This is a genomic window from Deltaproteobacteria bacterium (assembly GCA_019310525.1).
In the GTDB taxonomy this organism is placed as follows: domain Bacteria; phylum Desulfobacterota; class DSM-4660; order Desulfatiglandales; family HGW-15; genus JAFDEE01.
Map to the genome: position 1 here is coordinate 1 of JAFDEE010000072.1, position 13,986 is coordinate 13,986.

Genomic DNA, 13,986 nt, shown 5'->3' on the forward strand with positions numbered 1-13,986 from the left:
TTCATCCGGGCGGAATCAAGATTGTTTATGCAAAAATCAAGGAAAACAAGATATGGCGCTATACGGGTCCTGGGCGCTTCTCAGAACAACCTGAAGAACCTGAACCTGGAGATCCCTCTGAACCGGTTCACCGTCGTGACCGGCCCGAGCGGTTCCGGAAAATCCTCCCTGGTCCTTGACACCCTTTATGCCGAGGGGCAGCGGCGGTACGTGGAGACCTTTTCCCCTTATGCCCGCCAATTCATGGAGCGGATGGACCGGCCCAAGGTAGAGCGCATCGAAAACATACCGCCCGCCATCGCCATAGACAGAAAGGAACCGGTCCGGACTTCCCGTTCCACGGTCGGAACCATGACGGAGCTCACGGACTATGTGAAACTCCTCTATGCCCGCCTGGGCCAGCTCCAATGCCGCGAATGCGGCCAGCCCGTCCGCCCTGGGAGCCCGGAGAAGGCTTGGAAGGCCATTTCGAAAACGCCGGATCGATCCGAGGTCATCGTCACTTTTCCTCGCCCCCTGAACAGTTTGACACCCCGGGAGATGAAACGGGAACTCATCCGGCTGGGCTTTACGCGGATTTTCCAGGACCAACAAACAATATCCCTTGAAGAATGGGAGCCGGGGGAAACGGAACGGGAGGTTCAAGTCGTGGCGGACCGTTTCCCTTTCCGCCCCTCGGACCGAAAGAGGGTCATGGACTCCCTGGAGCAGGCCTTTGATTTCGGGGAGGGAAGGGTGGATATCTGGATCAACCGGGAGCAACACTTGGCCTTCAGTAACCGGCTTGAGTGCCCGCGATGCCACATCGCCTACCGCCCCCCGGTCCCCAACCTTTTCTCTTTCAATAGTCCCATCGGGGCCTGTGGGCAATGCCGGGGTTTCGGGAGAGTGATCGATATCGATCTGGATCTCATCATTCCCGACCCTTCCCTTTCCATCGCCCAAGGAGCCGTCAAACCCTGGGGCGGTCGGGATGAAGGCCGCATGGAATACCGTGACCTGGCCGCATTCTGCCGTCAAAAGAAAATCCCCCTGGACGTTCCGTTCAAGGCCCTCTCCAGGGCCCAGCAAAAGGCCATCATCGAGGGAACCAGCGACTATTACGGCATCCGGGGATTCTTCAAGTGGCTGGAGACCAAGACCTACAAGATGCATGTAAGGGTATATCTCTCCCGATACCGCGCCTACCGCACTTGTCCGGCCTGCGGGGGAACCCGGTTTCAGCCTGAAACCCTCCTTTATCGCATCGGCGGGCGACATATCGGGGAAGTGTATGCCCTGAGTGTAGGCAGGGCCCTGGAATTTTTTGAAAATCTCTCCGTTTCACCCAGAGACAAGGCGACCCGGCTGATCCTGGAAGAGGTACTGAGCCGACTCCGCTACCTCCAAGACGTGGGATTGGGGTATCTGACCCTGGACAGGCAGTCCCGAACCCTTTCCGGGGGAGAGGTGCAGCGGGTGGCCCTGACCTCGGCCCTGGGATCTTCGCTCGTCAATTCCTTGTATGTCCTGGATGAACCAAGCATCGGTCTCCACCCCAGGGACAATCACCGGCTCATCCGCATCCTGAAAAGGCTGCGGGATCTTCCGAACACGGTCGTCGTCGTGGAGCACGACCCGGAAATTATCGGCCATAGCGACTACATGATCGATCTCGGGCCCGGCGCCGGGGAAAGGGGCGGACAGGTCATGTATTTCGGCCCCACCGAAGGGGCCGGAAAATCTCTCACCGGGCAATACGTTAAAGGGACCCGGAGCATCCCGGTCCCCAAAACGAGGCGGATCCCCGGGCGGACCCGGTGGATAACCGTGCAAGGGGCCTGCGAAAACAACCTGAAAGATATCGACTTGCGCATTCCATTGGGCCTCTTCGTCTGCCTGACCGGGGTTTCGGGCTCCGGGAAGTCCACCCTGGCCGAGGAGATCCTTTTCAAAGGCATCAAGAGACGATTGGGGAAGTCCGTGGACCGACCGGGCAGGCACCGGGAAATCAAGGGACTGGAGGCCATCGAAGATGTATTCCTCGTGGACCAGCGTCCCATCGGCCGTACCCCGCGGGCCAACCCCCTCACCTATACCCGGGCCATGGACGCGGTCCGCAAGCTTCTTGCCTCCACCCCTGAGGCCCGCAGGGCCGGATTCGGACCGGGGCACTTCTCCTTCAATGTCCCTGCCGGACGTTGCGAGACTTGCCGCGGCGCGGGATTCGAGAAGGTGGAAATGCAGTTCCTCTCCGATGTGTTTGTCACCTGTCCGGCCTGCAAGGGGAAACGATTCAAAAAGGGGATCCTGGAAATCCATTACCGGGGGAAAAACATCCATGACATCTTTTCCATGACCGTGGAAGAGGCCCTGGACTTCTTCAGAGATCACCCGGGACTGAGGGCGGCCCTCTCGCCCTTGTCGAGCGTGGGACTGGGTTACATGCGGCTGGGGCAACCGATCCACACCCTTTCAGGCGGCGAGGCCCAACGCCTCAGACTGTCCCGCTATCTCGGAGCAGGGAAGAACACCCCGGCCCTCTTTATCTTTGATGAACCCACCACAGGACTCCATTTCCAGGACATCGAAAAGCTCCTGGCGTGCCTGAACAGGCTGGTGGATGAAGGGAACACGGTCCTGGTCATCGAGCACAACATGGACGTCATCAAGTCAGCGGACTGGGTTATTGACCTAGGCCCCGAAGGGGGAGAGGAAGGGGGCTCGATCGTGGCCGAAGGATCGCCGGAGCGGATCGCCCGGAATGCCGATTCCCACACGGGGGCCTTTCTGAGGCGATATCTCTCGGAAAAGCCCGGCCCGATCCCCTCGTCTCCCGGCCTGACCGGCCCCTCCGCTGAAACCCATTCGGTCAATCCCGTGATCACGGTTTCGGGCGGGAGGGAACACAACCTCAAAAACATCCATGTTTCCATCCCCAGGCAGCAGATCGTGGTCGTTACCGGGGTCTCGGGTTCAGGGAAGTCGAGTCTGGTGTTCGATATCCTCTTTGCCGAGGGTCAACGCCGCTACCTGGAGAGCCTCGCCCCCTATGTCCGCCAGTACGTGAGGATCCTGGAGCGCCCGGACGTAGACGCCGTTTCCGGGCTCCCCCCTACCGTGGCCATCGAACAAAGGGTAAGCGGGGCGGGCCGTCGCTCCACGGTGGCTACGCTGACGGAGATCTACCCCTTCCTCCGCTTACTTTACAGCAAGCTTGGAAGCCGCCACTGCCCTCGCTGCGGGAGAAGACTTGTTACCCTGGGTCCGGAGGAAATCATTCGCCGGATCAAGGAACGTTACAGGGGCCGGAAGGCCCTGATCCTCGCCCCCAAGATCTCAGGCCGAAAAGGTTTTCACAAGGCCTTGCTGAACCGCGGCCGTCTCGAGGGGTACCGGGAGGCAAGAATCGACGGTGAAATCGTCCGGATCACAGAGGACATGTCTCTTGACCGGTACCGCGAACACGACATCGAGTTGGTGGTGGGCAGGCTCCCCCGCAAGGAAGTGGAGCCCGTGATCCTCAAGGCCCTTAAAGAGGGGAATGGGAGTCTCATCCTGGTGGACCCCAAGGGCCGGGAGGAGATCTTCAGCATCCGGGGTCTCTGTCCCTCCTGCGGCATCGGGCTCCAGGAACTCGACCCGCGACTCTTCTCCTTCAACAGCAGGTTAGGTGCCTGCCCGCGGTGCAACGGATTGGGTACCGTGGATGGAGCCGGAAAAAAGAGAGGAATCCCCTGTCCCCGCTGCGGCGGGAGCCGCCTTAAACCCGAGGCCCTCTCCGTAAAAATCGGGGGGCTCTCCCTGTGGGACCTTGTGCGCCATCCGGCATCCGAACTCCTCGACATTCTGGAAGGACTTTCCTTCAGGAGGGAGGATGAACCCATCGCCCGCCCCATCCTGGATGAAATCTCGATCCGGCTGGCCTTTCTGAAACGCCTCGGACTGGACTATCTTTCCCTCTCCAGGAGCGGCGATTCCCTCTCCGGCGGCGAGTCCCGCAGGATCCGGCTGGCTGCCCAGCTCGGCTCGAATCTTTCGGGGGTTTGCTATATCCTGGACGAGCCCACTATCGGACTTCATCCCCGGGACAACGGGATGCTCCTGGACGCCCTCGTTGAACTCAAAGGGCGGGGGAATTCCGTCCTGGTGGTGGAACACGACGAAGAGACCATCCGGCGGGCCGACCACATCATCGATCTCGGGCCGGGGGCGGGCAACAACGGGGGCCGTGTGGTGGCCTCGGGAACACTCGAGGACCTGAAAAAGGTGCGGTCTTCAGTAACCGGCGCTTCGTTCAACGGGACCCCCCCCGAATTGACTTCCCGCCTTCGTCCTTACAGGAACAGGAAGAAGCTGAAGATAATGGGGGCCTCGGAACACAATCTGAAGGGCATTACGGTGAGCTTGCCCCTGGGAACCCTTATATGTGTTACAGGGGTTTCCGGCTCCGGGAAGTCCACTCTCCTGAAGGAGACCCTGTTCAAGGGTGTGCGGAACCGCCTGCTCAAACGAAACGACCCCGCGGGCCGGGTTCGGGACATCAGGGGCTGGGAAAACCTGGACCGGGTGCTGGAAGTGGACCACAGCCCCATCGGCAGGACTCCCCGATCGGTGCCCGCCTCATACGTCGGATTTCTTTCCGAAATCCGGAGGCTCCTCTCCGGCACTCCCCGGGCCAGGGCCCGGGGCTTCCCTCCCGGCCGCTTTTCATTTAACGTTAAGGGCGGCCGGTGCGAGGCATGCAAGGGCCAGGGATCGGTCAAGGTGGAAATGAGCTTCCTCCCTGACGTCTTCATCCCCTGCGAGGTGTGCGGCGGGCGGAGATTCAACCAGGAGACCCTGGATATCACTTACAAGGGCAAGAATATCTCCCAGATCCTGGATCTTACCTTCGAGGAGGCCCGGGAGGTTTTCTCCGCCGTGCCCGCTATTCGACGTGCCCTCCGGCTGGTTTGTGATGTCGGGCTCGGATACCTGGCCCTGGGGCAACCCAGTCCCACCCTTTCGGGCGGGGAGGCCCAAAGAATCAAGCTGGTGAAGGAACTCGCGAAACCCGGCAGCGGCCGGACCCTTTATGTCATGGACGAGCCCACCACCGGTCTTCACGTGGCCGATGTGGGCAGGCTGGTTCAGGTGCTTCAGGCACTGGTGGAGCGGGGGCATACCGTTGTGGTCATTGAACACAACATGGAAATTATCAAAGAAGCAGACTACATTGTGGATCTCGGGCCGGAGGGAGGAGAAGGAGGGGGCTGGGTGGTGGCAGCGGGATCCCCCCTGGAACTTCTCTCCCACCGGGAGGAGTCCCACACGGCCCGGCACCTCGCGAGGTATCTCCGCAGGTAAAAGCCCTCTCCCCCGGGAGATGAGTGCCAAAAGTGAAGGGGCCCGGGACCGTAAAGGCATCCTTGCGGGGAAAGGCCGGAATCAAGGAGGGAAGGCACCTCCGCCGATGGCCTTATTCCGGGAGCAAATCACTTGACAGCATCCCCGGGCAGGGGTGTACACTCCCTTTTTCCTGACTTCATCTTAATCGGTCTTCTCGGGAGGAAAAACATGAAACTTCACGAATACCAATCCAAGGAGTTGTTCAAGAAATACGGGATCCCCGTGCCGGAGGGTCGGGTTGCCGCTTCGAAGGAAGAGGCCCTGGAGGTTTCCGAACTCCTCAAGGGGCCCCCTTGGGTTATCAAGGCCCAGGTTCATGCCGGCGGCCGGGGCAAGGCGGGCGGCGTCAAACTGGTTCGCTCCAGGGAGGAACTGGGGGAGGCCGCAGAGACCATTCTGAGCACCCCCCTTATCACCAAGCAAACGGGTCCCGAGGGCAGGAAGGTACATCGGGTGCTGGTCGAGGAAGGGGTCGAGATCGAACGGGAACTTTACCTGGCCATAGTGATCGACCGCTCCAGGGCCAGACCCGTGATGATCTTCAGCCAGGCGGGAGGCATGGACATCGAGGAGGTGGCGGAGCGGTCCCCTGAGCGGGTCCTGAAGGAATTCGTGGATCCCCGGACCGGTTGGATGCCCTTTCACGGACGAAATCTCCTCTATGCCCTGGATCCCCTTCCCTCCCCCGGGGCGGGAAAGGAACTCATGGCCGTGATGGATCGTCTTTTCAGGCTTTTCACGGCCTGCGATTGTTCCCTGGCCGAGATCAATCCCCTCGTTCTGACCAAGGACGGCCATGCCCTGGCCGTGGACGCCAAGGTTGCGATCGACGATAACGCCTTGTATCGACAGAGAGAATTGGCCGAACTCGACGATCCCATGGAGAAAGATCCCCTGGAGGTCAAGGCCCATGAATACAACCTGAACTACATCCGGCTGAACGGGAACATCGGGGCCATGGTGAACGGGGCGGGCCTCGCCATGGCCACCATGGACACCATCAAGATGGCCGGTGCCGAACCCGCCAATTTCCTGGATGTTGGAGGCGGAGCAAGCGAGGAGATGATCACGCGGGGGTTCGAGATCATCCTGGAAGATAAAAAGGTGGAGGCCATTCTCATCAATATCTTCGGCGGGATTCTCCGTTGCGACGTCCTGGCCAGGGGAGTATTGGCGGCGGCGGAAAAATCGGACATCAAGGTTCCGTTGATTGTGAGACTCGAAGGGACGAACGTGGAGGAAGGCAGGAGGATCCTTGAGGACTCCCCCTTGCAATTCCACGTCGCCAAAAGCATGGCCGAGGCGGCGGAACTCGTCACACAACAGGTCGCGAAAGGGAGATGAAGATGAGCATACTTGTTGATGAACAAACCCGGGTCGTGGTGCAGGGAATAACGGGAAGAGAAGGGAGCTTCCATACCCGGCAGATGCTCCAATACGGCACCGTCATAGCCGCCGGGACGACACCCGGCAAGGGAGGGCAATCCTTCGAGGGAATCCCCGTATTCAATACCATCCGGGAGGCGGTGGAAAAGGAGGGTGTCAACACTTCTTGTATCTTTGTCCCGCCGCCCTTTGCGGCGGACGCCATCATGGAGGCGGGGGAGGCGGGAATCGGCCTGATCGTCTGTATCACCGAGGGGATTCCTGCCCTTGACATGGTCAAGGTGGCCGCGCTTCTTGAAAACAAGGATACCGTTCTCATCGGTCCCAACGGACCAGGCATCATCTCGCCCGGGAAAACCAAGGTGGGAATCATGCCGGGCCCCATCCACAGGCCCGGATCCATCGGCGTGATTTCCAGGAGCGGCACCCTGACCTATGAAGTCGTGGATCAGTTGACCCGGGCGGGGCTGGGCCAGTCCACCTGTATCGGGATCGGAGGAGATGCCATCGTCGGAACCACCTTCGTGGATCACCTCCGGCGGTTCAAGGAAGACCCTGAGACCAAGGGTGTGGTCCTCATCGGGGAGATCGGGGGGTCGGCGGAGGAAGAGGCATCGGATTATATCCGTGAGGAATTCAACAAGCCGGTCCTGGCTTTCATTGCGGGCCTCACCGCCCCCCCCGGGAAGAGGATGGGACACGCAGGCGCCATCATCTCAGGGAAACAAGGGAGGGCTGAAGACAAGATCAAGTCACTCGAATCGGCCGGAGTCACCGTGGTGAGGAACCTGGGAGATCTCGGCCGAAAGGCCCTTGAGGTGATGGGCTGATCCGGACCCGTTTCCTGGGCCCTGCTCCTTGACTTGCGCCCCGGCCGGTGATAGCCTGAAAATATTAATTGTTTCAGTCGGAAACCGGTAAATCTTATATACGAAGGATCCGCATGCTCTTCCGGGTGAGCCCACCCGGGTGAATTTCCGGGGCAATGGGCGGAGAAGGGAGTCAGGGATGGACAAGATCGTCAGTCTCGAGCAGAGGATCCACGATAAGAGACGGAAGGAAGAGCGCGAGCGATACCTGAAAAGAATTCGTTCGCTCCAGCGTTCCGTGCAATGTACCGCCTGCCACCTGAGATGCGCAATGTGCGGTGTTTACACCCAGATACGGAACGAGGCGGAGAAGCGTTTCTTCCTTTCGAACGGCTTTGCCCTTTGTGAAAACTGCAAGAAGGAATACGAGGACTTCAAGGCCCTCTCAGGGAAAGAGACCCCTTCGGATGTCCACTGGCACAACAAGGAGTGGTTCCGCATGTGGTCGGCCTGGATCGAATACAGGAAGGCCCTTAGGGCCTTCCTGGAGTCGCCCGAATTCAAGCGGCTCCTTGAAGAACTCAATCAATAAAGACAATGGAGGACATCCATGTTTGGTATCGGAATGCCCGAACTCATCGTTGTCCTGATTATTGTCCTGATCATCTTCGGGGCGGGGAAGCTCCCTGAGATAGGAAGCGGGATCGGCAAGGGAATCCGAAATTTCAAAAAGGCCACCCAGGAAAAGCACGAAGAACTCTCATCACCCCAGGAAGAAAAGGAAAATAAGGAGGCGAATGACGAGACTTAGCCGCCAAGTAAAAGGCGGCCACCCTCTCGCAATCGGCGTATTCCCCGAGCGGCCGCCGGTGGAAACCGCTGATCCTCTCCTTTAAAAGGGAATATCGTCTTCTGGAATGGAGACGGGTTCCTCTTCCTGAAGCGGCCCTTCCTTGGGACGCGTCTCCCCGCCCTTTACAGGTGAGCCGAGCATCTGCATATTCTGGGCAACGATTTCCGTGGTATACCGTTTATTGCCCTCACGATCCTCCCAGGCCCTGGTCTGCAATCTCCCTTCGATATACACCTGGCTTCCCTTGCGGAGGTACTCGCCGCAGATCTCCCCAAGGCGGGCCCATGCCACTATCCTGTGCCATTCGGTACGCTCACTCTTCTCGCCGTCTTTTCCCGTCCATTGCTCACTGGTGGCCAGGTTGAAAGTAGCGACGGGTCTTCCGCTGGCCGTATACCGAAGCTCCGGGTCTGCACCCAGGTTTCCGATGAGTATGACCTTGTTCACGCTCGCCATGAAATGTCCTCCTTAATATTGGAAATTGGGCCGTATCCTTTCTTTGTGGGGCCTGCGTTAAAGTAGCACAGGGGAATTCTACAGATCAAGTTCCTTGGTTATTTCCGTATTGACGGATGAATAAATAACATTTAAGCTGTTGTAAATTCAGCTTAAAATTCAACTTATTTTATGTCGCGATCAAGCTCGACAATCAAGGATATCGCATGCTGAAGCTGGTACCCCTGGGCGGATTAGGCGAAATCGGCCTGAACATGATGGTGTTGGAGCACGGCCAATCCATGGTCGTCATCGATGCGGGGCTGATGTTTCCCGAAGAGTACATGCCTGGGGTGGATATCGTCATCCCTGATGTGCAATATCTCAGGGACAACAGGGACAAACTCCATTCCTTTATCCTTACCCACGGACACGAGGATCATATCGGTGCCCTTCCCTTCTTCCTGAAAGATTTCAACTTACCGGTTTACGGAACACGCTTCACGCTGAAACTCGTGGAAGAAAAGCTGAGGGAGCACAAACTCCTGGAGGAGGCTGATCTCAGGATCATCCAGGCGGGAAGCGTAGTCCGCCTCGGGCCCTTCACCGTGGAGTTCATCCGGGTCAACCACAGTATCGTGGACGGGGTGGGGCTGGCCGTCGACACACCGGAAGGCGTCATCGTTCACTCCGGGGATTTCAAAATAGACCAAACCCCGGTGGACGGCCAGCGTACGGATCTTGTCCGTTTCGCCCATTACGGAGAGCGCAATGTTTTGGCGCTGCTCTCCGATTCCACCAATGTGGAAAAGGAAGGCTTTACCCTGAGCGAGAGCAACGTCAAGAATACCTTAGAAAGCCTGTTTCAGGCCTGCCGCGGGCGATTGATCGTGGCCGTATTTGCCTCCAACATCACCCGAATTCAACAGGTCATCGATCTGGCCGTCAAATTCAACCGAAAGGTCCTCTTCAGCGGGAAAAGCATGAAGACGAACGTCCGCCTCGCCAAAGAAGAAGGACTGATCCGAATCCCGCCCGATGTGGAAATCAAGGAACACCATCTTGATCACCTTCCGGACCGGGAAATCGTTCTCATCACCACGGGCAGCCAGGGGGAACCCATGTCCGCCCTGACCCGCATGGCCCAGGACAAGCACAAGGGGATCAAGATCCAGAAGGGAGACACCATCATTCTCTCTTCCCGGTTCATCCCGGGAAACGAGAAGGCCATCACCTCAATCATCAACAACCTTTACCGCATGGGGGCGGAGGTAATTTACGAAAAGGTCTCCCACATCCACTCTTCCGGGCATGCTTACCAGGAAGAACTCAAGATGATGTTGAACCTCGTAAGGCCCAAATACTTCATTCCCATCCACGGTGAATACCGCCACCTGGTCAAACATATCCAGCTTGCCGAGGAAACGGGCCTCCCTCCTGATCGTCTCATCCTCGCAGAAAATGGAGACTCAGTGTGCTTTTCGAACGGGGAATGCTTCCTAGGGGACCGCGTCCGGACCGGACGGGTGCTCGTGGATGGAAAGGGCGTGGGAGACGTGGGAGAACTGGTCTTGAGAGACCGGCGGAGGCTCTCCGGAGACGGAGTGGTGATCGCCCTCATGGCCGTTGACGAACATACAGGAGAGATCATTTATGGTCCTGACATTCTCTCAAGAGGATTCGTTTTCGAAGACCGGGGAGGCTTCATCCTGGAACGGGGCAAGGAAATCATGGTGGAGGCCCTGGAGGAATTCGAGAGGTTCGCGCCCGTGGACTGGGGAGAATTGGGATCCGATATCAAGCGGCGACTGAAGAGGTTCTTCTTCAAGACTATCGAGAGAAGACCCCTCATCCTGCCCATCATCATGCCCCTGTAAGGGGAGGGATTCGCGGGGGATGCCACACCCACGGATTTCCCAGGTCGGGCGATCCACTGGAGCGGAGAGAACATTTCGGCCTCTGCTTGGAGCGAAAAATTCATTCAAGAGTGAATAACAGGTATGGCGAAAGGACCTAAAAAGAAAAAAAAAGCAGTCCCGGGTGAACCCCCGGTATCGATCGCCAGGGAGATCCGAGGTATCGTCTTTCTGTTGATCGCTTTCCTGCTGGCGGTGAGCCTTTTCTCCCATCATCCCGGGGATGCCTTCTGGGGGATTCGAACGGGAAACCTGGAAAAAGCCCACAATCTCTTCGGCCCTGTAGGGGCCTGGGTCTCCGGCTGGATCTTCCTTGCCCTCGGGTTTTCATCTTTCTGGCTCGTTTTGATCTTCTCGGTCATGGCCCTGTTCTCCTTTCGGCAGCAGACCATCCTCTCACCGTTGAAAAGCGCCTTTTCTTCCATCATTCTTCTCTTGAGTTTTTCAGGGCTTCTTTCTCTCCTTTTCCCCGGTGAAATCCTGTACAAGGGAAGCAAGGTCATGGGAGGGGGCCTGGCAGGATACTACCTTTCCGATTTTCTCAAAAAATACCTGAACGGGTTCGGAAGCTTTGTTCTTTTATTGGCAATCTTTGTGATCTCCTTCATGGTTTGCACCCACCTCTCCTTCGGTTTCCTCTTCTCCAAATTCAACTCCTGGTCAAGAATAACCCTTCGTCGGCTGGGGGATTTCCTGGTCAAGGTAAAAGAGAAACGTCGCAAGAAGCGGTTGCGGGAGCAAGCCATCACCAAGAGGAAAACCAAGGCCCGGCCCCGGGTCACCATCGTGGAATCGAAAAGAGAGGTTCGACCCCCGAGACCTGAACAGGATACTTTTCCTTTCATGCAGGTCTCCGGGACCTTCAAACTTCCTTCCCTTGATCTCCTCGAGGATCCCCCGGAGGAATCGGGCACCACTGTCGATAGAGACAGCCTCGAAATGAACGCCAGGCGCCTGGAGAAAAAGCTGGCCGATTTCGGTGTGGAGGGAGAGGTGGTCGAAATCCTGCCCGGCCCCGTGATCACCATGTACGAACTGAAACCTGCTGCCGGGGTCAAGATCAGCAAGGTGGTGGGTCTGTCCGACGACCTGGCCCTGGCCCTGAGGGCCCCCAGCGTACGGATCGTGGCCCCGCTTCCCGGTAAGGGGGCCATCGGCATCGAAATCCCCAATAACAAGCGGGAATTCGTTTACCTGAAAGAAATTTTCTCCTCCCAAGAATTCCGGGATTCCAACTACCGACTGCCCATAGCCTTGGGGAAAAATATCACCGGAGCCCCGGTGATCACGGATCTCACTAAAATGCCCCATCTACTCGTCGCCGGCGCCACGGGTACCGGAAAAAGCGTTTCCTTGAACGCTATGATCAACAGCCTTCTTTTCAAGGTATCCCCGGACATGGTCCGGTTCTTGATAATCGACCCAAAGAGGATCGAGCTTTCCATATACAGGGATATCCCCCACCTCCTCCATCCAGTGGTGACGGAGCCCAAGGAGGCCACCCGGGCCCTTCGCTGGGCCGTCCAGGAGATGGAACGAAGATACATGCTGCTCTCCGATCGCGGGGTGCGAAATATCGAGGCTTACAACCGCAAGGCCGTTAAGGGGAAAAAGACGCCGAAGGAAGAAGAGGAAAGAGGGAAAGATACCCCTCTTCCTTACATCATTCTCCTGATCGACGAACTGGCCGACCTCATGATGACCTCATCCCGGGAAGTGGAAGAAGCCATAACCCGTCTCGCCCAGATGGCCCGTGCGGCGGGAATCCACCTGATCATCGCCACGCAACGGCCCTCCGTGGATGTTCTGACAGGTATCATCAAAGCCAATTTCCCGGCCCGCATCTCCTTCCAGGTCTCCTCCAGGGTGGACTCGAGAACCATCCTGGACTCCATGGGAGCGGAAAACCTTTTAGGGGACGGGGACATGCTTTTCCTGCCGCCGGGCGTCGGCAAGATCATGCGGATTCATGGGGCCTACATCTCGGAAGAAGAAGTCCGCAGGGTGACGGATTTTCTGAGGAATCAAAGGAAGCCCGATTATGACCCGACCGTGATGGACCACGTGTCAAGGGACGAAGAAGTCGCAGAAGAAGATTTAGAACGGGACGAGAAGTACGACAAGGCTGTTGAGCTCGTTCTCCGGACGGGGCAGGCCTCCATCTCCATGATCCAGAGGAAACTCCGGGTTGGGTACAACAGGGCCGCCAGGATGATCGAGGTCATGGAACGGGAAGGGATTGTCGGGCCCTCCGACGGGGTGAAACCCAGGGAAGTTTACGGGAGAAGGGACGGATAGGGAGGCAGTCAATGATATTGTGGTCGGCAGAGAGAAAGCACTGTGTGATGATAGGCGCAGGAGCCGTGGGCTTACTCTTCTTTCTACTCTTCCTTGCCTCGTCCACTCCCTGCCTAGGCGATCCCGATCCAGGCAAGGAGCGATTGGAGGCCGTCTTGACCGGAATCAAGGGGAACTACGCAGCCCTTCCTGGACTCACCGTTCCCTACGAGCGGGATGTAGTGACCCGTTCCATGGCCATACTGGACGAGAACATCAAGAGTGACGTGGCCTCGGGACTGATTCATTTCAAGCCGCCCCATTTCCTGAGGATCGAACAGAGGACGCCTAGAACCGAACTGGTGATCTCAGACGGTCAGGTCCTCTGGTGGTATATTCCGGAAAAAAAGGAGGCCTACCGGTACTCGACCCGGAAGATGGGCAAAGAATTAAAACTCCTGAGCGACGTCTTTCAAGGCCTCAAAGAAGTGGAGGATGGATTCCAAGTGGAATTGACCGATCCCGGCGAATGCGGACCCTATCACCTCAAGCTGATCCCCCAGCCCCCCTGGACGGACATCGATTTCATACTCCTTGACATATCCCGGGAGGACTATACCATCCAGAGCTTCAAGATCCACAACTACCTGGGGGGATTTACACGCTTCACCCTCGGTGATCCGACCATCAGGAAAGGATTCGAAAAGGGCTTCTTCGCCTTTGTTCCGCCTGAAGGCGTCCGGATCATCAAGGAAGAGGACTAACAACTTTTCGCTCTACCACTCCCACCTCTGGATATCCTGGTCACCTTCCGCCATGATATTGAAGGTTCATCCGACTAAAGCGTACTTTGTTTCATGAATAGCCATGATTTTGAGTTTAAAGAATTCCATATCCCTGAAGCCGTAAGCTTGGCGCTTCATGGTTTTAATCTTGTTGT

General features: G+C 57.5%; 10 protein-coding genes. 8 read left to right on the forward strand and 2 right to left on the reverse strand.

Going from position 1 to position 13,986, the window contains the following annotated elements:
- The first annotated feature begins 27 nt into the window (after window positions 1–27).
- The 5 genes from uvrA (at window position 28) to JRF57_12695 (ending at window position 8,376) form a co-directional block, all read left to right on the forward strand.
- On the forward strand, window positions 28–5,328 hold the full coding sequence (uvrA, locus tag JRF57_12675) for an excinuclease ABC subunit UvrA (GenBank protein ID MBW2304550.1): 5,301 nt from the start codon (window positions 28–30) through the stop codon (window positions 5,326–5,328).
- Window positions 5,329–5,538: 210 nt separating this feature from the next.
- A complete protein-coding gene (gene sucC / locus JRF57_12680) occupies window positions 5,539–6,714 on the forward strand; it encodes an ADP-forming succinate--CoA ligase subunit beta (protein ID MBW2304551.1) in 1,176 nt (391 codons plus the stop codon).
- A gap of 2 nt (window positions 6,715–6,716) precedes the next feature.
- Window positions 6,717–7,586 (forward strand): succinate--CoA ligase subunit alpha, encoded by an 870-nt coding sequence (sucD, locus tag JRF57_12685; protein MBW2304552.1) that lies wholly within the window; start codon window positions 6,717–6,719, stop codon window positions 7,584–7,586.
- 178 nt (window positions 7,587–7,764) lie between these two features.
- Entirely contained in the window at window positions 7,765–8,157 is a 393-nt protein-coding gene (locus JRF57_12690; GenBank protein ID MBW2304553.1) for a hypothetical protein, read from the forward strand.
- Between the two features lie 18 nt (window positions 8,158–8,175).
- A complete protein-coding gene (locus tag JRF57_12695; protein MBW2304554.1) occupies window positions 8,176–8,376 on the forward strand; it encodes a twin-arginine translocase TatA/TatE family subunit in 201 nt (66 codons plus the stop codon).
- An 81-nt stretch (window positions 8,377–8,457) separates the two neighbouring features.
- On the opposite strand, the gene JRF57_12700 is transcribed toward JRF57_12695, so the two are convergent.
- Window positions 8,458–8,874 carry a single-stranded DNA-binding protein gene (locus tag JRF57_12700; GenBank protein ID MBW2304555.1) on the reverse strand — a complete coding sequence of 139 codons (417 nt, stop codon included), beginning with the start codon at window positions 8,872–8,874 and terminating at the stop codon, window positions 8,458–8,460.
- 206 nt (window positions 8,875–9,080) lie between these two features.
- On the opposite strand from JRF57_12700, the gene JRF57_12705 reads away from it, so the two are divergent.
- The 3 genes from JRF57_12705 (at window position 9,081) to JRF57_12715 (ending at window position 13,810) form a co-directional block, all read left to right on the forward strand.
- Complete coding sequence (locus JRF57_12705; protein ID MBW2304556.1) at window positions 9,081–10,730, forward strand: ribonuclease J; 1,650 nt, start codon at window positions 9,081–9,083, stop codon at window positions 10,728–10,730.
- Window positions 10,731–10,910: 180 nt separating this feature from the next.
- Window positions 10,911–13,067 (forward strand): DNA translocase FtsK 4TM domain-containing protein, encoded by a 2,157-nt coding sequence (locus tag JRF57_12710; protein ID MBW2304557.1) that lies wholly within the window; start codon window positions 10,911–10,913, stop codon window positions 13,065–13,067.
- 11 nt (window positions 13,068–13,078) lie between these two features.
- Window positions 13,079–13,810 carry an outer membrane lipoprotein carrier protein LolA gene (locus JRF57_12715; GenBank protein MBW2304558.1) on the forward strand — a complete coding sequence of 244 codons (732 nt, stop codon included), beginning with the start codon at window positions 13,079–13,081 and terminating at the stop codon, window positions 13,808–13,810.
- Window positions 13,811–13,876: 66 nt separating this feature from the next.
- Here JRF57_12715 and JRF57_12720 read toward each other — a convergent pair.
- On the reverse strand, window positions 13,877–13,986 hold a 110-nt coding region (locus JRF57_12720; protein ID MBW2304559.1), incomplete at its 5' end, for a transposase.

Coding starts and splice junctions, on each gene's coding strand:
- JRF57_12700 (MBW2304555.1), bottom strand. CDS start 8,874: ATGGCGAGCGTGAACAAGGTCATACTCATCGGAAACCTGGGTGCAGAC.
- uvrA (MBW2304550.1), top strand. CDS start 28: ATGCAAAAATCAAGGAAAACAAGATATGGCGCTATACGGGTCCTGGGC.
- sucC (MBW2304551.1), top strand. CDS start 5,539: ATGAAACTTCACGAATACCAATCCAAGGAGTTGTTCAAGAAATACGGG.
- JRF57_12715 (MBW2304558.1), top strand. CDS start 13,079: ATGATATTGTGGTCGGCAGAGAGAAAGCACTGTGTGATGATAGGCGCA.
- JRF57_12695 (MBW2304554.1), top strand. CDS start 8,176: ATGTTTGGTATCGGAATGCCCGAACTCATCGTTGTCCTGATTATTGTC.
- JRF57_12690 (MBW2304553.1), top strand. CDS start 7,765: ATGGACAAGATCGTCAGTCTCGAGCAGAGGATCCACGATAAGAGACGG.
- sucD (MBW2304552.1), top strand. CDS start 6,717: ATGAGCATACTTGTTGATGAACAAACCCGGGTCGTGGTGCAGGGAATA.
- JRF57_12705 (MBW2304556.1), top strand. CDS start 9,081: ATGCTGAAGCTGGTACCCCTGGGCGGATTAGGCGAAATCGGCCTGAAC.